This is a genomic window from Gemella sp. zg-1178 (assembly GCF_018790995.1).
GTDB lineage: Bacteria > Bacillota > Bacilli > Staphylococcales > Gemellaceae > Gemelliphila.
Genome location: NZ_JAHKEI010000007.1, coordinates 1 through 24,122 on the forward strand (window position 1 = coordinate 1; position 24,122 = coordinate 24,122).

General features: G+C 28.6%; 21 protein-coding genes and 1 pseudogene. 17 read left to right on the top strand and 5 right to left on the bottom strand.

What is annotated here, in order from left to right:
* The first annotated feature begins 130 nt into the window (after positions 1-130).
* Entirely contained in the window at positions 131-2,386 is a 2,256-nt protein-coding gene (locus KMP12_RS02875; RefSeq protein WP_215756240.1) for a DEAD/DEAH box helicase family protein, read from the top strand.
* 295 nt (positions 2,387-2,681) lie between these two features.
* Here the strand turns inward: KMP12_RS02875 and KMP12_RS02880 are convergent, their stop codons facing one another.
* On the bottom strand, positions 2,682-3,314 hold the full coding sequence (locus KMP12_RS02880) for a superoxide dismutase (protein ID WP_215756241.1): 633 nt from the start codon (positions 3,312-3,314) through the stop codon (positions 2,682-2,684).
* Positions 3,315-3,464: 150 nt separating this feature from the next.
* On the opposite strand from KMP12_RS02880, the gene yaaA reads away from it, so the two are divergent.
* The 11 genes from yaaA to KMP12_RS02935 all read left to right on the top strand — a co-directional run bounded on the left by yaaA (position 3,465) and on the right by KMP12_RS02935 (position 16,411).
* On the top strand, positions 3,465-4,190 hold the full coding sequence (yaaA, locus tag KMP12_RS02885; RefSeq protein WP_215756242.1) for a peroxide stress protein YaaA: 726 nt from the start codon (positions 3,465-3,467) through the stop codon (positions 4,188-4,190).
* A 10-nt stretch (positions 4,191-4,200) separates the two neighbouring features.
* Positions 4,201-4,785 carry a flavin reductase family protein gene (locus tag KMP12_RS02890; protein ID WP_215756243.1) on the top strand — a complete coding sequence of 195 codons (585 nt, stop codon included), beginning with the start codon at positions 4,201-4,203 and terminating at the stop codon, positions 4,783-4,785.
* 261 nt (positions 4,786-5,046) lie between these two features.
* Positions 5,047-8,319: a DNA polymerase III subunit alpha gene (locus tag KMP12_RS02895; RefSeq protein WP_215756244.1), complete on the top strand. Its 3,273-nt coding sequence runs from the start codon at positions 5,047-5,049 to the stop codon at positions 8,317-8,319.
* A gap of 115 nt (positions 8,320-8,434) precedes the next feature.
* Positions 8,435-9,397 (top strand): 6-phosphofructokinase, encoded by a 963-nt coding sequence (pfkA, locus tag KMP12_RS02900; RefSeq protein ID WP_215756245.1) that lies wholly within the window; start codon positions 8,435-8,437, stop codon positions 9,395-9,397.
* Between the two features lie 13 nt (positions 9,398-9,410).
* Positions 9,411-10,853, top strand: a complete 1,443-nt coding sequence (gene pyk / locus KMP12_RS02905) for a pyruvate kinase (protein ID WP_215756246.1) — start codon at positions 9,411-9,413, stop codon at positions 10,851-10,853.
* A 1,001-nt stretch (positions 10,854-11,854) separates the two neighbouring features.
* Positions 11,855-12,502 (top strand): phosphatase PAP2 family protein, encoded by a 648-nt coding sequence (locus KMP12_RS02910; RefSeq protein ID WP_215756247.1) that lies wholly within the window; start codon positions 11,855-11,857, stop codon positions 12,500-12,502.
* Positions 12,492-12,974 carry a GNAT family N-acetyltransferase gene (locus KMP12_RS02915; protein ID WP_215756248.1) on the top strand — a complete coding sequence of 161 codons (483 nt, stop codon included), beginning with the start codon at positions 12,492-12,494 and terminating at the stop codon, positions 12,972-12,974. The genes KMP12_RS02910 and KMP12_RS02915 overlap by 11 nt, the downstream gene beginning before the upstream one ends.
* Positions 12,975-13,082: 108 nt before the next feature.
* Entirely contained in the window at positions 13,083-13,586 is a 504-nt protein-coding gene (gene tpx, locus KMP12_RS02920; RefSeq protein WP_215756249.1) for a thiol peroxidase, read from the top strand.
* A 9-nt stretch (positions 13,587-13,595) separates the two neighbouring features.
* A complete protein-coding gene (locus KMP12_RS02925) occupies positions 13,596-14,216 on the top strand; it encodes an MptD family putative ECF transporter S component (RefSeq protein WP_215756250.1) in 621 nt (206 codons plus the stop codon).
* A 1-nt stretch (position 14,217) separates the two neighbouring features.
* Entirely contained in the window at positions 14,218-14,913 is a 696-nt protein-coding gene (locus KMP12_RS02930) for an energy-coupling factor transporter transmembrane component T family protein (RefSeq protein ID WP_215756251.1), read from the top strand.
* A gap of 58 nt (positions 14,914-14,971) precedes the next feature.
* Positions 14,972-16,411: an ATP-binding cassette domain-containing protein gene (locus KMP12_RS02935; protein WP_215756252.1), complete on the top strand. Its 1,440-nt coding sequence runs from the start codon at positions 14,972-14,974 to the stop codon at positions 16,409-16,411.
* Between the two features lie 346 nt (positions 16,412-16,757).
* On the opposite strand, the gene KMP12_RS02940 is transcribed toward KMP12_RS02935, so the two are convergent.
* From KMP12_RS02940 to KMP12_RS07790, 3 genes and pseudogenes are all read right to left on the bottom strand, one after another.
* Positions 16,758-17,252, bottom strand: a complete 495-nt coding sequence (locus KMP12_RS02940) for a universal stress protein (RefSeq protein WP_215756253.1) — start codon at positions 17,250-17,252, stop codon at positions 16,758-16,760.
* A gap of 163 nt (positions 17,253-17,415) precedes the next feature.
* Positions 17,416-17,661 carry an immunoglobulin-like domain-containing protein gene (locus KMP12_RS07785; protein WP_371821656.1) on the bottom strand — a complete coding sequence of 82 codons (246 nt, stop codon included), beginning with the start codon at positions 17,659-17,661 and terminating at the stop codon, positions 17,416-17,418.
* Positions 17,641-17,961 (bottom strand): annotated as a pseudogene (locus tag KMP12_RS07790) (YuzB family protein); the annotation flags it as partial. The gene KMP12_RS07785 and the pseudogene KMP12_RS07790, both read right to left, overlap by 21 nt.
* A 766-nt stretch (positions 17,962-18,727) precedes the next feature.
* Here KMP12_RS07790 and KMP12_RS02950 point away from each other — a divergent pair.
* On the top strand, positions 18,728-19,036 hold the full coding sequence (locus tag KMP12_RS02950) for a methionyl-tRNA formyltransferase (protein ID WP_215756255.1): 309 nt from the start codon (positions 18,728-18,730) through the stop codon (positions 19,034-19,036).
* A 26-nt stretch (positions 19,037-19,062) separates the two neighbouring features.
* Here the strand turns inward: KMP12_RS02950 and KMP12_RS02955 are convergent, their stop codons facing one another.
* Positions 19,063-19,962, bottom strand: a complete 900-nt coding sequence (locus KMP12_RS02955; protein ID WP_215756256.1) for a LysR family transcriptional regulator — start codon at positions 19,960-19,962, stop codon at positions 19,063-19,065.
* 298 nt (positions 19,963-20,260) lie between these two features.
* On the opposite strand from KMP12_RS02955, the gene KMP12_RS02960 reads away from it, so the two are divergent.
* The 4 genes from KMP12_RS02960 to KMP12_RS02975 all read left to right on the top strand — a co-directional run bounded on the left by KMP12_RS02960 (position 20,261) and on the right by KMP12_RS02975 (position 24,067).
* A complete protein-coding gene (locus KMP12_RS02960) occupies positions 20,261-20,455 on the top strand; it encodes a hypothetical protein (RefSeq protein ID WP_215756257.1) in 195 nt (64 codons plus the stop codon).
* A 157-nt stretch (positions 20,456-20,612) separates the two neighbouring features.
* Positions 20,613-20,780, top strand: coding sequence for a hypothetical protein (locus tag KMP12_RS02965; protein WP_215756258.1), 168 nt, complete (start codon positions 20,613-20,615; stop codon positions 20,778-20,780).
* A gap of 595 nt (positions 20,781-21,375) precedes the next feature.
* Positions 21,376-22,491 carry an alanine dehydrogenase gene (gene ald / locus KMP12_RS02970; RefSeq protein WP_215756259.1) on the top strand — a complete coding sequence of 372 codons (1,116 nt, stop codon included), beginning with the start codon at positions 21,376-21,378 and terminating at the stop codon, positions 22,489-22,491.
* A gap of 202 nt (positions 22,492-22,693) precedes the next feature.
* Positions 22,694-24,067 (top strand): amino acid permease, encoded by a 1,374-nt coding sequence (locus KMP12_RS02975; RefSeq protein WP_215756260.1) that lies wholly within the window; start codon positions 22,694-22,696, stop codon positions 24,065-24,067.
* Positions 24,068-24,122: the final 55 nt, after the last annotated feature.

The following is a 24,122-nucleotide window of genomic DNA, read 5'->3' on the forward strand; positions in this document are numbered from 1 at the left end:
GAAAACTATTTATTAGCTCGGGTATCTTCTTATCAAGAAGCCATCAAAGAATACTAGACGAAAAAAAGATAAGCATAACAGAAATTCCAGAATATTACTACAGAAGTGAACTTAAGGAGGTTGGAGAAATATGATTGGATTAAAATTAAAAAACTTTCAAGAAAAAGCAGTAGACTTTCTTTTTGAAAAAACAACAAATAGTGAGTCTAAACCCAAAATTGTCCTGCAAAGTCCTACAGGAAGTGGGAAAACAATAATTTTAGTAGCCTACATTGAAAAATATTTAGATTATCATGAAGATGATATTATTTGTTGGTTTTGTCCGGGCAAGGGAGAACTTGAAGAACAGTCAAAAGAAAAAATGTGTCGATTTTCACCGACTTTAAAAACAGGAACTTTATTTGATATTTTATCTAGTGGATTTGTTTCTGGTACAAACTACTTTATTAACTGGGAAACAATTACTAAAAAAGATAATACTGCCATAAGAGAAAGCGAAAGAAAAAATCTTTTCGAAAGAATTTCTGAAGCACATAGAAAAGGTAAAAACTTTATTATTATCATAGATGAAGAACATCAAAATAATACATCTAAGGCGGATGATATTATTTCAAGTATCAATGCAAAATATGAAATAAGAGTATCTGCTACACCAAATAAAAGAGTTGTTGGAGAATTTTATGAAATACCAGAACTTGATGTAATCAACGAAGAATTAATTACACGTTTTATGTATATTAATAAGGGATTAGAATCGGTAAGTGTGATTGACCCCAAAAATGAAGCAGAAATACTACTAGAAAAAGCAGACGAGCTTAGAAAAGAAATTGCACAAGCCTATATAGATGAAAAAGAAGATGTAAGACCTCTTGTTTTAGTTCAATTTCCAAATTTAAATGATGAACTTATTGAATTTGTAGAAAACAAATTGAATAACATGGGCTATAATTATCAAAATAAACTACTGGCTTCATGGTTTAGTGCAGAAAATAAGGAAGACAAAGACAGGAAATCTAAAAAACTAGGAAAAATAAATATCGGAACAAGAGATGAAGACAGCATTACAAAAGCTAATGCAAGCCCTGTATTTTTACTTTTCAAACAAGCACTAGCTACTGGCTGGGATTGCCCTCGTACCAAGATACTTGTAAAACTGCGTGAGAACATGAGTGATACATTTGAAATTCAAACGCTAGGTAGACTTAGAAGAATGCCAAAGGCAAAACATTATGGAAGAGATATATTAGACTGTTCATATCTATATACATTTGATGAAAAATATAAATTAGATGTAATAAAAGCTGGTAGCGGATTTGAAACGCAGAGATTATTTTTAAAAGATGAAGCAAAAACTATAAAACTTAAAAAAGAATTTAGAAATCAAGACGGCAACTATGTAGACGAACAAGAAATGCGTAATCGTATCTATGAATTTTTTAAAGAAAAATATTCATTAGACAGTATAAAACAAGAAAATAGAAAAAGACTAGAAAATGCCGGTTTTATTTTTGGTACAAGCTTAAAAAGAAAATACCTAAGAGGTAAATATTCTACCCTAATGCAAGTAAATGAAGAACATGCACAATATGGAATAATGGATATTGAAGTAAATACCCACATTCACGGTATTGATAGACAGCATTGCGTTGATGCCATTAAAAAACATATCGGACTTAGCTATGACAAGACACATCAAATACTTAAAAATCTATTTTTAAAAGGTTTTGCTAATAAGAGATATAAATTATTAAATTTAAACCTAAGAGAATTTTACGCTTTTATTATTAATAATGTCGATAGATTAAAAGAAGATTTTATTACATTTTCCGGAATAAAATATTTGCAGGCCCAGTGGCTGGAAAACAGAATTGAAGATTTTGTAATTCCGTCTGAAGAACATTATCGCTATCTTCCATTTGAAACCAACGTAAGAAATTTAGAAACGAATGTGTATAAGGAATATAATACATCTATGATTACAGACGATTTTCGTTCTACATCAGAAAGACTATTTGAAAAATATTGCGAGAAAAATCCTAATGTGAAATATGTGTATAAAAATGGAGATAGTGGACAACAATATCTATCAGTAGTTTATGGAACAAATTTTGATAAACAAAGACTATTTTATCCCGACTATATTATTCAACTTCAAGATGGTTCAATCTGGTTGATTGAAACTAAAGGAGGAGAGAAAAACGGACAAAGTAAAAATATCGATATTCAAGTAGAAAATAAGTTTGAAGCATTTAAAGAATTTGCAAAAAAACACGGATACAAGTTTGGTTTTGTTAGAGATAGAAATGATGAACTATATTTAAATAATACAGAATATGTAGAAGATATGAAAAATAATAGTTGGCTTTTACTTGCGGAGATATTCTAGTATGCAGTAAGTTCAAATAAATTTTATCAGGTCTGAAAAATTTGGGTAATAAGCAGTAAAGATTTAAAAGACATAAGAAATAAAAAGAGGGGGAGCAGAGAAAAAATTGTTAGTAATAAATACTGGGGAGTGCAAAGAAGATACAGAAAAATTTGAAATATAAATACTTATAATTTATTTTAAAAATTTAAAATGAAATTTATTATGGCATAAAAATTTTAAGAATATATAAAAAATTTATAATTTACCTGAGAAAATAAAAATCAACTAAGAATTTCTTAGTTGATTTTTATTTTTATTTATTGCAACCACAGTGGTTTTTAGCTTTTTCTAAACGAGAGTTTACGAAATCCCAGTTTACTACCCTGAAAAATTCTTTGATGTATTCTGGTCTGCGGTTTTGGTAATTTAAGTAATAGGCATGTTCCCAAACATCTAGTCCAAGAAGTGGGAATTTTCCTTCCATTACAGGCGAATCCTGGTTTGGAGTTGAGATAACTTCTAGTTTACCGTCTTTGTTAAGAACAAGCCAAGCCCAACCACTTCCAAAACGACTAGTTGCCGCCGCTGAGAATAAGTCTACAAATTTTTCATAACCTCCAAGGTCGCCCTCTATTTTTTCTTTTATTTCTCCAGTCAAGACAGAAGTATCTGGAGCTGCTAGAGATTTCCAAAATAGTAGGTGATTTAAGTGGCCACCTCCATTGTTGATTACAGCCTGTTTAATGTCGGCAGGAACTTTATCAATATTTTCCAATACACTGCCTATACAGGTAAACTCAAAGTCGGAATGTTTTTCCAGGGCTGCGTTTAGGTTATTTACATAGGCGGCGTGGTGTTTAGAGTGGTGTATTTCCATAGTAGCCTTGTCTATTACTGGTTCTAAGAAATCATAGCCGTAGGGTAATTTTGGTAATTCAAACTTCATTTTTTATTCCTCCAAGAAATTAATTTATATTTATTATAACTAATTTTAATATTTTCAACAAAGTATTTGCTTATATCTAAAATAGTTTTTAATTGCAAAAGAAATTTTTTTGTATATAATGGTTAGTGTATTAAATTATAGGAGTTGTACATGAAAATTTTAATACCTACTGCTAAGGAAATGAAAATTGATAGTAGTAACCAAAAACTTCAGACCTTGCCTGAAAAAAGTAAGATGATTTTAGACGTTTTATTGAAGTATGATATAAAAGACTTAGCAAGGATATACAAAATTAAAGAAGAGCAGGCTCAAAAAGAAATCCTGCGTTTAAAAAATATAGCTAGTCTTGATGCCAAAATATACGAAGCTATAAACTTATTTGACGGTTTGATGTATCGTAATATAAAAAGAGTGGACCTAACCTCCAAGGAGAAAGACTATGTGGGTGCTAATGTTTTTATTGCCTCGTCCTTTTATGGTATTATTAGTGCATACGAAAAAATATCCGAACACAGACTAGATTTTCTTCAAAATATCAAGGTAGGGAGTATGTCCTTAAAACAATACTGGCGTAGTGAATATGACGAATTTTTAAAGAATGAAGATTTTGCTATTTCTCTACTCTCAAAAGAATTTGAAGAAGTTTTTTCAAAAGACTTGAGGAGTAAACTTATAAAAATCATATTTATGGAGAAAAAAGACGGAGAATTAAAAGTTCATTCTACTATTTCTAAAAAGGCTAGGGGTAAATTTTTAAGTCAGCTCATAGAAAAGAATATTGATAGTATTGAAGAAATAAAAAATATAGAATTTGATAATTATCGTTACAAAGAAGACTTATCTTCTGAGAAAGAATTAATTTTTGTTAGAAATTAAGAGGGAAAATATGTTTATAAAAGAAAAATCTGAAATTCACACTAAAAAATTATATTATGCTTTCCCAGTGGTTTTGGTTGGCTACAAGGATGATAAGTTTAAGTACAATGCAACAACAATAAGCTCGACATATTCTTTGGGAAATACAATTAATATGGGAATAACTTCGGATAGTCATGCGGCAGAGCAAATAAAAAAATATGGCGAATTTACAATAAATTTACCCTGTGATAGTCTGATGTCTGAAATAGAAATATGCGGTTTTTTCAGTGGTAACAACAAGTTACAGCAGGCTGACCTGCCCTATACGGTAGGAAATTTTGTAGACGCCCCCCTAATTGATGAATGTTTTTTATCAATGGAATGCAGGGTGAGTGAGTGTATAGAATTTGAAGGTTATGTACATTTTATAGGCAAGATAGAACGCCGTATTGCCGACAAAAATCTTGTTGATGAAGATGGTAATTTTATAAGTGAAAAAGCAAAAACGGTACACTTTATAGGTTGTTCAAACAAGCGTGTTTATCGCTATCTCAAAGAAGAAACTAAGGACTTGGGGGACTTTATAGAGGGTGGCACAAGCAACTGTGGCTAAGTCAAGGCAGTAATTCAAGAAATTGAGTTATTGCTTTTTATTATGACCATATTAAAGTTTAAAATAATTTGTATTTAAAAATTTTAAATATTTTTATCCACTTACTGAAAAAAATATTTTATGAGCAACAAAAAAATAAAATTAATATTTTTTATTCATATTCACTGAAAATATTTTTTTTAAAATATAAATTAGCTAAATTTTATTTTTTTTCTATTTATAGTATAATTAAAATATTATTAATTAAGAAGGGTGGATAGTATGAAATATTATAACTTGCAGGTGCACACCAGCTATGACTTGTTAAATAGTACCATAAAATTAGAAAATTTATTTCAAAAATTAGAGGCTGACAAGCAAGAAGCAGTCTGTATCACAGACCCAAATATGTATGCAGCTATCCAAAGTCATAAACTAGCTAAAAAATATAATATATCTTTAATCCAGGCCCTAGAAATAAAAGTAAGCAACGAACTAGATTTTCTAAACTTAAATATTTTATGTAAAAATGAAAAAATGTTTAAGCAACTTCTAAAAATTTCTAGTCTTATACAAACTAAGGGCAAAGAATTTTCTTTAGAAGAAATGGCTGAGACCTTATCTGATTTTAAAGATGACTGCCTCCTTATAGTTGCATCGGAAATATTTTCTGTAAATCAAGCAAAAGATATTGTAGAAAAAATAAAAAATTTAGATTACTACTTCGCATTTAATGAAAGTTATAACTACAAGGTCTATCAATATATTAGTAAATTAGTTTATTCCAAAGCAAGTTACTATTTAGACTATAATAATTATCAAACTCTTGTTGTTGCTAGGGCAATAAGAGATAACAGAAAATTAAATATAGAAGAATTAGTTGTAACTAGGGGTAATGATTTTGTTTACACCCAGGATAATATCATAAAACTTCTTGATAATATTATTAATCCCTTGGCTAAAAATTTATTGGAAAAAGCTATTGCAAGGCAAGAAGAAATTATTAAAAAAACTAAATACAGCTTAGAATTTAAGGGCTATCATCTACCCAAATATGTCTATAATAAAGATGAAGAAATTTTCAAACAAAAATCAAGCCTTGAATATCTGCACTATCTTGTGGTGAAAGGAGCAAAACAAAAATTAGGTGGTAAAGATTTTTATAAATATAAAAAACGTTTTGATTATGAACTTAAAACAATTTATGAAATGGGCTTTGCTGATTATTTCTTAATAGTTAGAGATTTTGTAAAATATGCCAAAGAAAATGGAATTTCTGTTGGGGCAGGACGTGGTAGTGCAGCAGGAAGTTTGGTCTGTTATTTGCTGGATATTACAGAGGCTGACCCACTAGAATTTAATTTGCTATTTGAAAGATTTTTAAATAAGGATAGAATTTCTATGCCTGATATTGATATAGATTTTCAGGATACTCGTAGAGATGAAGTAATAAAATATGTAGAAGAAAAATATGGCAGCAATAGGGTAGCCCAAATCATAACCTTTAATACTTTTCAATCCAAAAGTGCTGCTAGAGAAAGTGCTAGGATACTGCAATTTTCCGATGAAAATTTAAAGTATATCAGTAGACTAATTAATTCTCGTATGAGTTTAGAAGAATGTTACGAAGAAAATTTAGACTTGAGAAATTTTGTTCATTCTAGCCAGCAAAATGAACGCTGGTTCATTGTTGCTAAGAGTTTAGAAAATTTACCACGCAATACCTCAGTACACGCAGCAGGCTTAATTATTAGTGATGAAAATAATTTATATAATTATACTGCCCTAGAAAAAGGAAATCTTGTAAGTAACCTAACCCAGTGGACTATGGACGATATAGAATATGTGGGACTTTTAAAAATAGATTTTCTTGGTATAAGATACTTAACAATGGTAGATAATATTGTTAAGGAAATTCAAAAAACAGAAAAAAATTTTGATATAAAAAATATAAATTACAAAGATAAAAATGTTTATAAGCTATTTGCTGAGGGTAAAACAGAAGGGATATTCCAGTTTGAAAATAGCGGTATAAAAGAAAAATTACGCCTCTTACAACCGACAGAATTTAATGATATTGTAGCCATGACTTCCTTATATCGACCAGGACCCATGTCCCACATAGAAACTTATATTAATAGAAAACACGGCAAAGAAAATGTAAAATATCCTCACCCCAAACTTGAGAAAATTTTAAAAGACACTTACGGAGTTATTGTCTATCAAGAACAGATTATGCTCATAGCCGTAAATTTTGCCAATATGAGTTTGAATGAAGCGGACAATATGCGTCGAGCAGTTAGCAAAAAGAAAAAAGAAGACTTAGAATATTACGGTAAAATCTTCATAGAAAAATCTGTTGCCTCTGGTTACGACCTAAAAATAGCCCAGGCTATTTTTGAAATGATAGTAACCTTTGCCAACTACGGTTTTAATAAATCTCACGCTGTGGTCTATAGTATGTTAGCTTACAAACTTGCTTACTTAAAATATTATTACAACCACTATTTCATGACAGCTTTATTAAATAATGTTGTCAACAGTGAAAATAAAATAAATGAATATAAACAAGAATTAAATATCCACAATATAAAATTACTCAATCCAGATGTCAACATAAGTGGAATTAATTTTACAGTTCATAAAAATAATATCAGCTTTGCTCTAGTCGCAATAAAAAATGTAGGTTTTAGGTCGGCAACAGAAATAGTAAATGACAGGCTAAATTTTGGTAAATACTTAGATATTGATGACTTTTTAAGAAGAATGAATAAAAAAGTAGACTATCAAGCGGCAACTTCTTTAGTAAAGGCTGGGGCCTTGGATAGCTTTGGTTATAATCGAGCCACTGTAATGAAAAAAATAAAAGATTATTATGAAGATACTAGACAACACATTGACAAGGTGAGATTTGCTATAAATACAGAAGGTCTAACTTTGAAAATTGAAGAAGTTGAAGACTATACAGTACAAGAAAAAATAAAAATGGAAAAAGAAGTTACAGGAACTTATTTTTTAAAACATCCAGCCCAAGTAGAAAAAGAAAAATATCACTACCTGCCACTTAAATATCTAACAAATGAAAGTAGCGATACTTATGTAGAAGTAATTAATATCAAAGAAATAAAAACTAAAAAAGGAGATACAATGGCATTTTTAACCGTAAATGACGGCAGGGCTGACTACGACCTTACAGTATTTCCTGATGTATATAAATATGTCCTTGCCATGTTAAAGACAAATAATTTTTTTGTAATTTCTGTCAAAGCCCAAATTAGAAATGACAGACTACAATATATTTTAGAAAAAATAAGGACACTAGAAAAATATCGAGATTATTGCTTAAATAATATCAAACAAATATATGTTCTGATAGACGAAGAAAATATTAATTTTGTAAAAGAGTATATTGCTAGTGATGCAAAGGTTAAATTAATTTCCGTTTTTAAAAATAATAAAATAACTAAAAAAACTCACATAAAAAACGAACAAGAATTTGTTTGTAAATTTTTGCAAGCCTACCCTGAAAAAGCTATTAAATTAACTTATACATAAATTAAATAAAAAGAAAAAACAAACAAAAAAACAAAAATAATCCTTTTTTCTCTAGTAATAAAATAAAAAATATGTTATTATTTATATGAATAAAATAAAAAAGGAGTTCTTTAAGATGAAAAAAATAGCAGTCTTAACAAGTGGTGGAGATGCTCCGGGCATGAATGCTACCGTTCGTGCAGTTGTAAGAACAGCGATTTTTAATGGTATCGAAGCCTACGGTATATTTCAAGGATACAAGGGTATGCTAGAAGGTAAAATAAAAAAACTTGAATGTGGGGATGTTGGTAACATTATAAATCGTGGGGGAACTTTTTTAGGTTCTGCAAGATTTCCAGAATTTGCCAATCCTGACGTAAGAAAAGGCGCTATTCAAAATTTAAAAAATCTGGGTATTGATGGGCTTGTAGTTGTTGGTGGTGATGGTTCTTATCGTGGTGCCATGGCACTTAGTAGGGAAATGGATATAAAAACTATTGGTATCCCAGGCACCATAGATAATGATATTTGCGGGACTGATTTTACTATCGGTTTTGACACAGCCTTAAATACAATAATTGACGCCATAGATAAAATTCGTGATACAGCATCAAGCCATGAAAGAGTATTTGTTATAGAAGTAATGGGACGTAATGCAGGAGATTTAGCCCTAGTTGCAGGTATTGCAGGTGGTTCAGAATCAATAATAATTCCAGAAAAAAAAGAATCTCTTGAAGATGTAATTTCAAGAGTACGCCAAGCAGAAGCTAGGGGGAAAAAACACTCAATCATCATCTTAGCAGAAGGAGTTATGTCTGCACCTGAACTATCAGAAATGATAAAAAAAGATTATGGCATCAATGTAAAATATGCCATTTTAGGTCATATTCAACGCGGTGGGACACCTAGTGCTATGGATAGGTTGCTAGCATCAAGACTTGGTAACTATGCAGTGCAATTACTTATTGCTGGAGAATCGGGAAGAGCAGTAGGTATTCAAAATAATAGATTGGTAAGTTCACGCTTTGAAGATGTCTTTGAAGACGAACACACAGTAGACTTAGATATGTATGAAGTGTCAAAACAACTTTCAATATAAAACGAGGTAAAGAATGAGTAAAAAAACAAAAATAATTTGTACAATAGGGCCAAAATCAGAAAAAAAAGAAATCTTGAAAAAAATGGCAGAACTAGGAATGAATGTTTGCCGTCTTAACTTTTCGCACGGAGATTATGAAGAACACGCGGCACGTATCGCTACAATAAAAGAGGTTCGAGAAGAAACTGGGAAAAATATAGCCATACTTTTAGATACTAAGGGTCCAGAAATTAGAACTAATGAAATGGAAAATGGAGCCATACTTTTAGAAAAAGGAAAAGATGTTATCGTATCTATGAAAGAAGTATTAGGAAGTCCTAAGATGTTCTCAATTACTTATGGAGAATTGGTTCATGATGTAAAAGCTGGTGATACAATATTATTAGATGATGGCTTAATAGGACTTACGGTAAATAAAGTTGATGTGGAAGCTGGATTGATATACACAACTATTCAAAATGGTGGAGTTCTTAAAAATAAAAAAGGTGTAAATGTGCCAGGTGTATCAACTAAATTACCAGGTATTACTGAAAAAGATGAGCAAGATATTCGTTTTGGCTGTAAACAAGGTATTGACTTTGTCGCTGCATCATTTGTTCGTACTAAAGAAAATGTTTTAGAAGTACGCCGTATTTTAAAAGAAGAAGGTTGCGAACACGTTCAAATAATTCCTAAGGTAGAATGCCAAGAATGTGTTGATAATATAGAATCAGTTTTAGAAGTATCAGAGGGAATTATGATTGCTCGTGGAGATTTAGGTGTAGAAGTTCCAGCAGAAGAAGTGCCGATTATCCAAAAAGATATTATTCGTCGTTGTAATAAATCTGGAAAATTTGTTATCACTGCTACACAAATGTTAGATTCAATGCAAAAAAATCCACGACCAACACGTGCAGAAGTATCAGATGTAGCTAACGCTATTTTTGACGGTACAGATGCAATAATGTTATCTGGAGAATCAGCCGCGGGTGCTTATCCTGTTGAATCGGTAGAAACAATGGCAACAATCGCCAAACGTGCAGAAGATATGCAGGACTATTCAAGCATTATCAAAGAAAGATCAAAAACTGACAAAAAATGTAATGTTACGAATGCCATAGGTATTTCTGTTGGCTATACGGCCCTTAATTTAGACTTGCATACCATAGTAACTTATACAGAATCAGGTCAAACAGCCCGTCTAATTTCTAAATATCGCCCTAACGCTTCAATCCTAGCAGTTACTCCAAGTGAAAAAGTAGCTAGAGGACTAAGTTTAGTATGGGGAGTGGATGCAAAAGTTTCTCATCAAGTAACTTCAACAGATGAAATGTTAGAAACTGCAAAAGATATTGCTGTTGAATCTGGTTATGCTAAAAAAGATAATGCAATTATCATAACCGGAGGTATCCCAGTAAATGCAGGTAAGAGTAGTGTAGGAACTACTAACTTTATCAAAGTTTCATTAATAGATTAAGCTATGAAAATATATTAAAAATATAAAATATTAAGAAACACAGGTAAAACTAAACGTTATAATAAACATATCAAATGGAGTTTGACAATTAAGCGATTTTCTAGATCTATTGTAAAACTCCATTAGATTTTTTATTAATTCTACCAAGTTAATTTTAAGTAAATAAATTTCCTTGCTACAATAGCCTATAAGCAATTAGTTAGGCTTTTTTTACTAGCTCTTTATCAGGCTGAATGGCTAGTAAGAAAAATATGGCTCTATTCCCATTTTCTCAATTTCTTTTTAATAAGAAAATTCTTTCCCACTTTCTCAAATAAAACTTTTTAAAGTGAATTTTGCTAAAGAACTTATCAATTTTTCATAGTTTCAAACATTTAATCTTTACTACTTTTATATTTTTTATTATAGAAGTTTCATTATTAAATTTTCCTCTACTTTCTTTAGCAATTTTTGTCCTAGTTTTTTTAAGTTTGGTGATATCAAATTTATAAGGACAGAGTAAGGGCAAATATACAGTTTTAAAATAAACTAAAGCCTATAATAGTGCAGAAGTAATTTGTGCTTACTTAGCATTTAATATATTAATCCCTATAATTTTAATCCTATAAATAACTTTTGTCTTTATCTATTTTTATAGTTTTATAAATTACTTTACACCTTTTAAGTTCTCTAGCCTTTCTATAATGCTGAAGTCCTAAAGTTTTCTATTATTCTAGTCTAATATCCATAAGTCCTTAAGCCTTTTATCTTATTTATATCATTTAGTTTTAAATATTTTTAATTCATGATATTTTCTTGTTTTTTTGTCGTTTTTAATATTTTTTATGAAGTTAGTATGTTTTTTCTTATATAGAATGTAGATTTTTATTTTATAATATATATTTGCTCAATATATTAAGCTTTATTTAAATATTTTTTACTTTATCAAAACTTTTGCTATAATTATAAAAATTTATATATAATAAAATTAAAAATTTTTCTGAATGGAGAAAATATAAATAATGAAAAATAAAAATTTATATTTATTAAGTCTTATCAGTAGTTTACCTTTTTTTATAATTATTTTATTTGGTTTGGGTGAACCTAGTAATAATAAGTGGCAAATTGATAATAAAATTTGGTCTTATATTTTAGAAATAAGAAATATTAATATGACTAAAATTATTGTAACTATTACTCACATGGGTGGTTCTTTATTTTTAACAATTTTAGTTCTTGTAGTTTGTTTGATATTAATATTAAAGAAAGAATTGAAATTAGCTATTTTCTTGGCTATGAGTAGTTTGTTAGGGGCATTTTTCCTAAATAGAATTTTAAAATATATTTTTGCAAGACCTAGACCTTATTCAGATTCTTATATAGAAAATTTAATTTCTGTTAAGGGTTATTCTTTTCCGAGTGGACATGCTATGGCATCTGCAATAATATATATTCTTTTGGCTTATATCCTAACAAAAAATATAAAAAATAAAAAGATTATTTTGTTTATATACTCTTTAGCTATAATTTTTAGTTTATTTATTTGCTTTACTAGAATTTATTTAGGAGTTCATTATCCGACTGATCTTATAGCTGGATTTTCAATGGGTTTATCTTGGGCTATATTATCAATTTTAATATATAAGAGGTGGTTAAGTAATGAAAGTTAGAAAAGCAAGAATGGAAGATTTAGAGGAAGTATTACTTATATATTCTATTGCAAGAAATTTTATGATTGCAAATAATAATCCTCAGCAGTGGAGAAATAATCATCCTAAGAAAGAATTATTAGTTGATGATATAAAAAAGGGGCAACTCTATGTTGTTGGAGATGAAAAAAACATCTATGGTGTCTTTGCCCTTATCTTTGGTATGGACGAAACTTATAATTATATAGAAGGAAATTGGCTTAATGATAATGACTATGCAGCAATTCATAGAATAGCAAGTAGGGGTAGTAAAAAGGGAATTTTTGATTTTGCTATATCATATTGTAAAAGGCAAATTTCAGATTTAAGGATAGACACACACGAAGATAATTTGCTAATGCAAAGACTCATTACAAAAAATAATTTTCAGTATTGTGGTATTATTTATGTAGAAGATGGGTCTGCTCGTTTAGCCTACCACTATTCAGACTAGAATTATAATTTTTATTACATGTTTTCAATTGATAACTATTCTCTTTTATAATAAATTATGATATTATAATATTATAATATATAGTATTCTAGGAAGGAAGTAGAAATTATGAATAAAAATATTACATTTAAGGGACGTCCAGTCGAAGTTACTTTTAAGGGGATAGAAATTGGTAGTAAGTTTCCAAATTTTAAGGCAGTTAATAAGGATATGACAGATTTTAATTTGGCAGATTATGCTGGAAAGATTATAGTTGTTAATGCTTTTCCCTCAGTAGATACTGGTATCTGTGCTATGCAAACTGTAAGATTTAATCAAGAAGTAAAAAATTATGAAGATTTAGTAGTTGTTACGGTATCGAAAGATTTGCCTTTTACGCTTAATAGATTTTGTGCAGATAAAGATGTAAATAATGCTATCACTGTTTCAGATTATCGTTATAGAGATTTTGAAAATAATGTCGGGGGCCTGATTAAGGATATAGAATTATTGGCTCGTCAAGTTATAGTTTTAGATAAAAGTGGTCAAGTTAAATATTTAGAATTGTGTGATGAAGTTAGTTCAGAACCAAATTTTGAGGCGGCCTTGGCAGTAATAAAGGAATTAGTGTAGGTAGTTATTATGACTGAATTAAAGTATATTAATAAAGAAAATGATAATAAGTTGAAAACAAAAGATTTAATAACTTTAGGGCTATATACCCTACTTTTAATTTTACTAATGGCAGTAGGTCTCGGAGTTTGTGCAGGGGTATTTTCTGTTTTATTTGCTGGTAAATTATATTTTTCTGTTTTTACTACGGTAGCAACAGGACTTTTTGCCGCACCTGCCTATACCCTAATATTTAATAAAATAAAAAAAGACTATGCCGTGTTTATTGCAGCTTTTATAATTGGTGTCTTTTTACTTTTATCAGGGCATCCATATATTGCCTTTCCTATTACTATTTTAGGAGGTTTACTAGCAGAATATTTCTTTAGAAAAAATAATGAGTATCTTTCTTATATTTTCTTCACATTGGGTGGGCTAGGTGCTTTGATGCCTATGTACTTTATGCGTGATAGTTATATTGAACACTTAAAAGCCAGAGGTTTCAGTCCAGAAAAAATAGATTTTGTAATGTCTAATTCAAGTATGAATATTTTTATTGTTGTAGTTGTGCTAACTATTGTTTTTTCTGCACTAGGAACATACATAGGAAGAAAATTATATTTTAGAAATTTTGACAAAGCAGGCTTATAAAATGAATCTAAGATTAGATATTAGAACAAAAATATTGCTACTTTTACTTGCCAATGTTTTTATGTTTAAAAAAATGTCAATTTATGAACATCTAATACTAGCAACTATTTTCAGCCTAATAGTTTTTATATTTTTTAATCAGTATCGGGCTTTAAGAATATATGCCATATACCTATTATTTACACTTTATGAATTATTTTTAGCTAAGGTAGGTAGTCTAGGTTTTATAGACAATCTTGTATTATTTAGTTCTTTGTTGTTTAAGACGGTTTATTTTCCTATATGTGCAGGTATGGTATTGGTTGGTAGTTCTAAGGTTTCTGAGTTAATAACTTTTTTACGCAAGATTAAACTATCCAATAGTGTAATTATCGTCTTGGCAGTTGTTTTCAGGTTTTTTCCTGTTATGTTAGCTGATTATAGTATGATAAAAAATTCTTTGAAGATTAAGGGTGTAGGGAATAGTCCTTTTTACTATTTTAGACACCCCTTAAAATTTATGGAATATGTTTTTGTTCCCTATGTAATTATAAGTACCAACATAGCTAATGAATTATCAATATCTTGCTTGTGTAGGGGGATTGAACACAAGGGTAAAGCAAGTTCTATACAAGTATTAAAATTTAAAATTACTGATTATTTATTTATGATATTTTTAGTTAAATTAGTAGTTTTTGTATTTATATTTAAGATATAGTAACTTGGTTATTCAACGAAAATTTGAGGAGTTAAGTTATATAGTTAGTAGGTAAATTATGATAGAATTTAAAGACTTTAATTTTAAATATAGCAAGTCTGAAAAATTAAATATAGAAAACTTAAATTTAAAAATTTCTAAGGGTGAATGTGTCTTATTTACGGGTTCGTCTGGTTGTGGGAAAACTACAATTTTAAGAATGTTAAATGGCCTAGCCCCAGAATTTTTTGAGGGTGGCTTTAGTGGTAGTATGAAGCTTGCTCATCTAAAAATTGGCGATAATTTAACCGAATTTTCTAGTATTGTAGGAAGTGTTTTTCAAAATCCAAAAAATCAGTTTTTTCATCTAGATTCTACAAGTGAATTAGCCTTTAGTATGGAAAATTTTGGTTTTGCTCCTCAAAAAATTTTAGAACGTATAAATTTTTTGGTTAAAGAATTTGAAGCAGAAAATTTACTAGACAGAAATATTTTAGAAATTAGTGGGGGAGAAAAACAAAAATTAGCCTTTATGGCTAGCATGATGTTAGATGCTGATATTTATGTTCTTGATGAAATAACAAGTAACCTTGACCTTAAAGCCATATCTTTAATAGCAGATATTATTGCTAAATTAAAAAAAGAGGGTAAGACTATTGTCATAGCAGAACACAGGATATACTACCTGAAAAATTTAATTGATAGAATGTTTATAGTTAAAGATGGAAAAATTATTCATGAATTTTTTAAAGAGGACTTAAAAAATTTTGATGGCAGTCATTGTCGTACACGTCAATTAGATTTGAACTTGGTCAAGTTAGCAGACAAGAAATTAAAAAATATTGGTAAAAATTATTTGCAATTAAAAAATTTTGAATATAAGGTAAATAATAAAAACCTTATTCATAGGGAAGAAAATTTCCCTAGTGGTTTAGTTTATGCCATAATAGGAGATAATGGTTGTGGCAAGACTACTTTTGCAAATGCTCTGTCAGGATTTTTAAAATCAAAAGGTCAGCTAATTTTAAGTGGTAAAGAATTGAAGAAAAAAGATTTAGTAAATACTTGTTTTCAAGTTATGCAAGATGTCAATTATCAACTATTTACTAACAGGGTAGAAACAGAAATAAAGTTGGGTTGTAAAGACTTAAGAAATTTTGATAATATAGTTACTAAATTAAAGTTAAACCATTTACTTGATAGGCACCCCAACACCCTATCAGGCGGAGAAAAACAGCGTGTTGCCATCGCTTCTGCCCTCCTGTCAGGGAAAAAGATTTTAATATTTGATGAGCCAACAAGTGGTTTAGATTTTATCAACATGAACGAATTATCAAATCTCATTCAAGAAATAAGTAATAAGGAAATAATTATATTTATTATTACGCATGATTATGAATTTTTATGTAGTAGTTGTGATGAAGTTCTTTATTTTGATAAAAAAGGAATTGCAGAAAGAATAAGCCTAAATCTTGAAACAAAAGATAGAATATTAAAAATTATGACTAGGGTAAAGTAGGATTTTATTTTTATCAAATTTAAGAAATAGTTTTATAAAAAGAAATTAGTGTGTGGGAGAAACTTACACTAATTTTTTTATATTTTTAATAGATATGTATAAAAATTTTTTATTAAAATTGAATAAAGTTTTAAAGATATTTTTTAAAAACAAGCTAATAAATATTTATTTAAAAAAGTAAATTATTAATACAGAAATTGCATACTAATAAAATTTATTTTCAGGGAAATTAATAAGAAATTATTTTAAAATAAAATAGATTAGTGCAAAAAAGTTGCACTAATTTTTTATAAAAACTTATTTAAAATAAAAAACCTGCAAAATAAATTGCAGATTTTATAATAAATTAATCTTCTTTTTGGAATTGTAAAGCAATTTTTGGTTCGAAATCTTCTGGTATAGATTTTTGTTTGATGATTATAACATCACATTTAGCATAACGCACTATTCCTTCTGATACAGACCCCATAAGCATTCTCTTGAATCCTGTTAGACCAGAAGAGCCACAAACCACTAGGTCAATATCTTTTTCGTCAACTATATCTTCACTAAGAACTATTTTGGGAATACCTTGTTCAACGATACCATGTACATGATTTAGTCCTTCTTTTTTAGCAACTTCTACATAACTTTCAACTAAAGCCTTGGTTTTTTTGTAGAAAGAATTAAAAATGTATGGGTCTGATAGACCAGATGTTGCTATTGTAGCATCAATGACTGAAGCTATATATAAGTACGCATTTTCATTACGTTTTGCGATTGATACTGCATATTTGAATGCCCATTCTGCTTGTCTTGAACCATCAACTGCGACTAGAATTTTTGAATATCTGTTTTCCATGATAGATACCTCCTTATCCTTTATAGCTTTATTATAACACAGATTTCATAAAAGTAAATAATTTTAGAATTTTCTTTTTCTAATTATTAATATAATTTTATGTTTTTTAGAGTAGAGTAAAAATTTTTTGAATTGTTAATATTTTATTAGGATATAATATACTCTATTCTACTGTAATTAATCTAGTTCTCGTATAGTGTTTTCCTTCTATATCAACCGAATATATAATTTCATAAACCCCTTCTTTATTCGTGTCAAGATTAGAAGATATTTCCACCTTATCCAAGAATGACCTGCTGGCTTTTCTTGCAATAATTCCCTCTTTAGTAATTGAAAAATTTTCATTTCTTTTTATTGTGGTATTTTCTGGTACAACAAAGTAAAAAGTTCTTTCTAGCCTGCGTTGCATGCGTTTATAATATTTTTCCTCATCTTCAGCTGATACTTTTTCCTTTAATTTTTCATCAACTAGAGGCATTAATTCAATTTCTGTATCGGCTATACAAATTCTACTATTTACCAGAGTAAAAGTTTGTTTTCTACCCGGTCCACAATAAGATTGACATCCTATAATAAATTCAGCATTGGGAGCCTTCTTTTTAAGTTTTGGTATTAAAGTTTTTAAGTTTACGCCAAGGCATTCATCACAAACACGAAAAATAACTTTTTCTTCTGTAACTAAACCTTTATTATTTTTAATGTCGCTCATTTTTTATCCTTTCAAAAATTATCTTAAATATTATAGCATATATTGACCTTAAATTAAAAATAAATTTTTGTAGAATTTTATTTAGAACTATAATAATTAGTAATAATAAAAAATAACTAATTATTTTAATATAAAATAAATAGAAATAGAAATGTGCTTAATAATAAGTATTAATTCAAGTGAATAGAAAAATTTTAAGTTATAAATAAGCACTAAATAATTTCATCTAGCTTAGTTATGTGTTTCTCAAATTAATAGAGTTAATAAAAATGTCTTTGTAAGAGATGAGAAATTATTAGATATATAATACTTACTATGTTGAAGATATGATGGTTTATTTTTATTTAGGATATATTTTAATTATAAAAAGATTAGTTTATAAATAAATCTTATGATAATATGCTATTTATGATGGTTATATGTATGTTAGGACTTAAAACATAACTTTTTCAAAATTATTTAATGTAGAAAAGAAGATATTGAGTTAATTTCTGAAAAAATACTTGTTACTGAAAATAATTTTAATATTGCTAGACAAGCTACGGAAAATTCGATAAACTCTAAACAAGCATATTTTATTACAAATACTTTTATAAATATAAATAATTTGGATAAAATAGCCAGAGATATAATTAAATTGTAAATAAATATAAAATACCAAATTTTAAAATGAATTTGGTATTTTTCTTTTTATAAGGGCATTTTTTGATTTTTTTTTAATAGCATAGTATAATTATTATGATTAAATTTCAGGAGAATATTTGTTATGAAAAATAAAAAAATAGCATTTATGGGAACACCTAATTTTTCAGTTCCAATTCTGAAAATGTTGATAGATGATTTTGGTGTCGATTTAGTAATAACACAAGCAGATAAAAAAATAGGGAGAAAAAAAATATTAACTCCTTCTCCTGTAAAAGTATTAGCAGAAGAACATAATATAAAAGTTTTACAACCTATTAATATTAGCCATGATGAAGAAGTATTTAATGAATTAAAAATTTTAAATCCAGATATTATAATAACCGCTGCCTATGGACAATTAATACTAATACAAGAAAAAATTTATAAATAAAAAAGTTGCTAAAATTTAGCAAGCCTTTAATATGTTTTTATATATTTACTTAATTTATAATTACTTACATATTTTATAAATTCATAAACAACAGGTATGTTCACCAGGTCTTTTAAATAGGCTAGATAAAAAATTCTATTTTGTTCTATGTCTTCTATGTGTATTTTATTAAGATCTAAACTTTCTAAAATTGGCATATCTGGAACTATAGAAATTCCAAATCCTTGTGCAACCAAACCAGCAACTACTTGGTCTTCTTCTGCTGTGTATTTTATATGAGGGTATTTTTTTATTTTTGCAAAGTTGGGCATAATTATATTGTTTAAACCTGTATTTTTTTGGAAACCTACAAAATCATATTTTAAAATTTCTTCTAAACTTACAGTGTTTCTGTCGCTTAACTCATGATTTTTAGGAGTTATTAAAAGAAGTTCTTGTTTTCCTAAGGGGACATATTCTATAGACTCATCACTATTTATTTTAGATGTAAATACTACATCATACTCGCCACTTTTTAAGCCTGCTATCAATCTTTCTGAAAAACCGTTATAAAAGTTAAAATTAATTTCCTTGTCCTTATTATCTTCTTTAAATTTTCTACATAAGGTAGGTATTGAAGATACACCTAAGGTCCTTAAAAATCCAATATTTATTAATCCATCTCCAGCATTTATTTTTTGTACATAATCAACGGCGTCATCTATATTGGTAACTGCAGCTTTAATTATATTAAAAAATATGTTTCCAGTTTTTGTAAGAATAATATTTCTACCTTTTTTTTCAAAGAGTTTTACATTTATTTCTTCTTCTAAGCTAGCTATTGCATGACTAAGGCTGGGCTGAGTTATATTTAATTCTTTTGCCGCTTTGGTATAATGTTCTAACTCTGCTAATTTAATAAAATATTTAAGATGAAATAGATTCATATTAATAGCCTCCATTTTTATATTTAAATAATATTTAAATTTGATTATATATCAAAGTATGAAAAAAATCTATTAATTTTATTGTTTTTATTAATTAGACAATAGAAAATTTAGGGTGTACAATAACAGTGAAAAAATTAATTTTAGGAGCTTTTATTTTTATGAACTCAAATTCACAAAAAGTCCGTAATTCATTGACGACTTAACGCCAGTTGTAAAACTGGAAGGAGAGGTTAATACATTAGTAAATAACAATGAACACTTACTAGGAGATACTACTGATGGAACAGGTTGTATAATGGCTCTTGAAGAAAGAAGATATAATACAAAAGGGAAAACTTTAACTATTTTAGGTGCGACTGATCTAGCAACAAGTATCATCTCTCAAACGGCTATTAATGGAGTAGGAAAAATTAATATCGTCTCACTGGAAGACAAATACTTTGAACCTATGAAAAAACGGGTAGCAAAAATCAACGAAACAACAGATTGAACAGCATAACTATGTACTTTTTATAATCTTGATTTATTTAAAGAAAAAATGAACCAAAGCGACTTTTTGTTCAAGTTACTGGAGTAGGAATGAAACCTCAAGAAGAATCAGTAATTCCTGATGTATCATTCTTCAAAAAAGATTTAGTAGTTAACGAATGTATTACAATCCTCGTGAAACTAAAACAATGGAATTATCAAAAGAAGCTGGCTGTAAAGAAATAATAAACGGTCTTGACATGATGATTTATCAAGATGCCACAGAATTCAAACAATTTACTGGAGAAAGTAGGTCAGTAAGTTTTATAAAATATATAATCCTTTAAAATATTTTTTGTTTATAAAGTATAATTGCTTTTAAATAGAAATAATTAATTTTTATTTTTAATTTAGCTACTATAGAAAGTTTTAAAAATTTTTAAAGATGGTAGATATATTTGTCAAAAAAATTTAAAATCAATTTTTTAATTTATTTCAGATAAAATATTTATGTATAAAAATAATGTTATAATTAATGAAATGTCAAAATTTTTAAAAAAGATGTTTTTCCTACATTGCAATGATTTAGTAATTATAATTTAATACAAGAAAGAATCTAATTAAAATATGTCAAGTATTAAAAATGGGTAATAATTATAGTGGAGAAAAATTTTATGATAATTTATTTTGTACCTAAGTTCAATATTTTTATATAGGAGATATATAGTAATTAATTAGTTGCATTAGGACTTTATAAGGTTTATTTTATTGGAAAAATATAATACAGTAGACTATTAATTTACAAAACACATTTCAAATAATAGAATGATGTATTGAAAATAAACATTTTGATAAAATTAATTCATAAAATAAAGTGTTTTCAAAATGCTATGCTTATGTTAGAATATAAATGTACAAAACAAAATACTAAGGAGGGGTATAATGAAAATAGGAATACCAACAGAAATAAAAAATAACGAGAACAGAGTTTCGGCTGTACCAGGAATAGTACAAGAACTTGTTTCAGCTGGACATGAAGTGTTCGTCGAGAAAGGAGCAGGATTAGGTTCAGGAATTACTGACTCTGAGTATGAAGCATCAGGAGCTATTTTATTAGATACAGCAGAAGAAGTATGGAGCAAAGCTGAACTAATATACAAAGTTAAAGAACCACTAGAATCTGAATACAAATACTTTAGAGAAGGGCAATTAATTTATACTTATTTACATTTAGCCGCCGAACCACACCTAACAAAAGCACTTGTAGATAGTAAAGTAACAGGTATAGCTTTTGAAACAGTTAGAGTTGGAAGAGGTTTACCATTACTAAGACCGATGAGTGAAGTAGCAGGAAGAATGGCTGTTCAAGAAGGTGTAAGATTCTTAACAAAACCTCATGGAGGAAAAGGATTATTAATTCAAGGTGTGCCAGGTGTTAAAGTTGGTAAAGTTGTAGTTGTAGGTGCAGGTATTGCTGGTTCTGCTGCTACAACAGCTGCTGTTGGTCTTGGAGCAAACGTTACAGTATTAGACGTTAATATTGATAGATTAACAGAATTATCTAACCAATTTGGTCGTGATATAGAAACTCTATATTCAACAAAAGCAAACATAGCTCAAGCAGTAAAAAATGCAGACTTAGTAATTTCTACTGTATTAATTCCTGGAGCTAAAGCACCTAAATTAGTAACAAAAGAAATGGTAGCAAGTATGCAAAAAGGTTCTGTAATTGTTGATGTAGCTATTGATCAAGGTGGGTCAACAGAATATACTGAAGGACGTGCGACAAGCCACTCTGAACCAATATTTGTAGAAGAAGGAATTTTACATTATTCTGTAGCTAACATTCCTGGGGCTGTACCAATCACATCATCTCATGCTTTATGTAATGCAACTTCTAAATATATTAAAGTTATTGCAAACCTAGGATTAGAAAGAGCAATTGAACGTTTTCCTGAATTAGCAGGTGGAGTAAATACTCTAAATGGTCATGTAACTTATAAAGCAGTAGCGGATGATTTAGGATATGAATATGTAGAAGTAGCAAAAGCTTTCTAAAATAGAAATAGTTTAAACTAAACATTTTTATTTCTCATATTAATATTATAAATATGATAATAACTTTTAATTTAAAATAACAATATAATTATTTTAAAAATTAAAAAGCATATTTCACTTTTCTTTTCTTTTCTTTTCTTTTCTGTTATAATTTTAAAACAGTTTATACTGTGTTTATATTTATTAAAAGGAGGATATTAATATGAGTATTTTTAGAAAAAAATCTATTACAAATATACTGAATGAAAATAAGAAAAAAACCCTTACTCCCACACTGAAAACAATAGACTTAATTTTATTTGGTTTAGGTGCAATTATTGGTTCTGGAGTAATGGTTCTTACAGGTATAGCCTCAGCTAGTGCAGGACCAGCTATAATTTTTTCTTTTTTAATAGCAGGTATTGCTTGTACAATTGTAGCTTTATGTTATGCAGAAATGGCTTCTGCTTTACCATCTAGTGGTAGTACTTATACTTACATGTATGTTTCAATTGGAGAAATTGGTGCTTACGGAATAGGTTGGGTACTTATGGGGGGTTATATAATTATTGCCGCCGCTGTTGCTGCTGGTTGGTCAAAATATTTTAATTCATTACTAGCAGGCTTAAATATAAACCTGCCAGAGGAATTTTTAAACATACCAAAAGAAGGCGGTTATGGGAATATCCCTGCTATATTACTTGTATTGCTACTTACATTTATTATTTCAAGAGGAACAAGTGAAAGTAAAATTATCAATAATTTTTTGGTATTTATAAAAATAGGAGTAGTAGTTTTATTTATTATAGTAGGTGCTTTCTATGTTCAACCACATAATTTGACTGATAATTTTGCTCCTACTGGGGTTAATGGTGTAATGTTAGGTGCGACAACTGTATTCTTTGCTTATTTAGGTTTTGATGCTATATCAACTTCATCAGAAGAAACAATCAATCCTGAAAAAACCATGCCTAGGGCAATTATTATCACGTTATTAATATGTACTATAATTTATATGATGGTTTGTCTTGTTTTAACGGGAGCAGTTCATTATTCTGAATTAGGTTCAGGTAATGCTCTTGTTTATGTTTTAAATAAAGTTGGTCAAACCAAAGTTGCAGGTATAATTTCTCTAGGAGCGACCATAGGACTTATGGCAGGAGTCTTGTCATTCATTTTTGCAAGTGCTAGGATTGGTTTTACAATGGCTCGTGACGGCTTGTTACCTAAAGCTTTAACTAGTGTTAACAAAAAACATGTACCTAGTACTATAACTTGGTTAGTAGGTATTTCCGCTGCTATTTTTACAGGCTTTTTACCTCTTGATCAATTATCAGAAATAGCAAATGTATCTTCTATGATAGGATTCATGTTAGTTTCTTATTCAACAATAGTATTTAGAAAAACACATCCAGATACTAAAAGAGGATTTGTTATGCCAGCAGTTCCAGTATTGCCAGGAATAGCTATTTTAATATTCGGATTTTTATTATTATTTACTGTTAGTTCATTAACTTGGTTAATCTTCTTTGTATGGTTGTTTATTGGATTAGCTGTTTACTTTATATATTCAAATTCACACAGTAAATTAAAATAAAAGAAGTGGAAATTTTCCACTTCTTTTATTTTTTTCTATTTTTTAAATATTCTAT

Bases quoted from the DNA above. Each gene is read 5' to 3' on its own strand.
- KMP12_RS02875 (WP_215756240.1), top strand. From the start codon at position 131: ATGATTGGATTAAAATTAAAAAACTTTCAAGAAAAAGCAGTAGACTTT.
- KMP12_RS02880 (WP_215756241.1), bottom strand. From the start codon at position 3,314: ATGAAGTTTGAATTACCAAAATTACCCTACGGCTATGATTTCTTAGAA.
- yaaA (WP_215756242.1), top strand. From the start codon at position 3,465: ATGAAAATTTTAATACCTACTGCTAAGGAAATGAAAATTGATAGTAGT.
- KMP12_RS02890 (WP_215756243.1), top strand. From the start codon at position 4,201: ATGTTTATAAAAGAAAAATCTGAAATTCACACTAAAAAATTATATTAT.
- KMP12_RS02895 (WP_215756244.1), top strand. From the start codon at position 5,047: ATGAAATATTATAACTTGCAGGTGCACACCAGCTATGACTTGTTAAAT.
- pfkA (WP_215756245.1), top strand. From the start codon at position 8,435: ATGAAAAAAATAGCAGTCTTAACAAGTGGTGGAGATGCTCCGGGCATG.
- pyk (WP_215756246.1), top strand. From the start codon at position 9,411: ATGAGTAAAAAAACAAAAATAATTTGTACAATAGGGCCAAAATCAGAA.
- KMP12_RS02910 (WP_215756247.1), top strand. From the start codon at position 11,855: ATGAAAAATAAAAATTTATATTTATTAAGTCTTATCAGTAGTTTACCT.
- KMP12_RS02915 (WP_215756248.1), top strand. From the start codon at position 12,492: ATGAAAGTTAGAAAAGCAAGAATGGAAGATTTAGAGGAAGTATTACTT.
- tpx (WP_215756249.1), top strand. From the start codon at position 13,083: ATGAATAAAAATATTACATTTAAGGGACGTCCAGTCGAAGTTACTTTT.
- KMP12_RS02925 (WP_215756250.1), top strand. From the start codon at position 13,596: ATGACTGAATTAAAGTATATTAATAAAGAAAATGATAATAAGTTGAAA.
- KMP12_RS02930 (WP_215756251.1), top strand. From the start codon at position 14,218: ATGAATCTAAGATTAGATATTAGAACAAAAATATTGCTACTTTTACTT.
- KMP12_RS02935 (WP_215756252.1), top strand. From the start codon at position 14,972: ATGATAGAATTTAAAGACTTTAATTTTAAATATAGCAAGTCTGAAAAA.
- KMP12_RS02940 (WP_215756253.1), bottom strand. From the start codon at position 17,252: ATGGAAAACAGATATTCAAAAATTCTAGTCGCAGTTGATGGTTCAAGA.
- KMP12_RS07785 (WP_371821656.1), bottom strand. From the start codon at position 17,661: ATGCAACGCAGGCTAGAAAGAACTTTTTACTTTGTTGTACCAGAAAAT.
- KMP12_RS02950 (WP_215756255.1), top strand. From the start codon at position 18,728: ATGAAAAATAAAAAAATAGCATTTATGGGAACACCTAATTTTTCAGTT.
- KMP12_RS02955 (WP_215756256.1), bottom strand. From the start codon at position 19,962: ATGAATCTATTTCATCTTAAATATTTTATTAAATTAGCAGAGTTAGAA.
- KMP12_RS02960 (WP_215756257.1), top strand. From the start codon at position 20,261: ATGGCTCTTGAAGAAAGAAGATATAATACAAAAGGGAAAACTTTAACT.
- KMP12_RS02965 (WP_215756258.1), top strand. From the start codon at position 20,613: ATGTATTACAATCCTCGTGAAACTAAAACAATGGAATTATCAAAAGAA.
- ald (WP_215756259.1), top strand. From the start codon at position 21,376: ATGAAAATAGGAATACCAACAGAAATAAAAAATAACGAGAACAGAGTT.
- KMP12_RS02975 (WP_215756260.1), top strand. From the start codon at position 22,694: ATGAGTATTTTTAGAAAAAAATCTATTACAAATATACTGAATGAAAAT.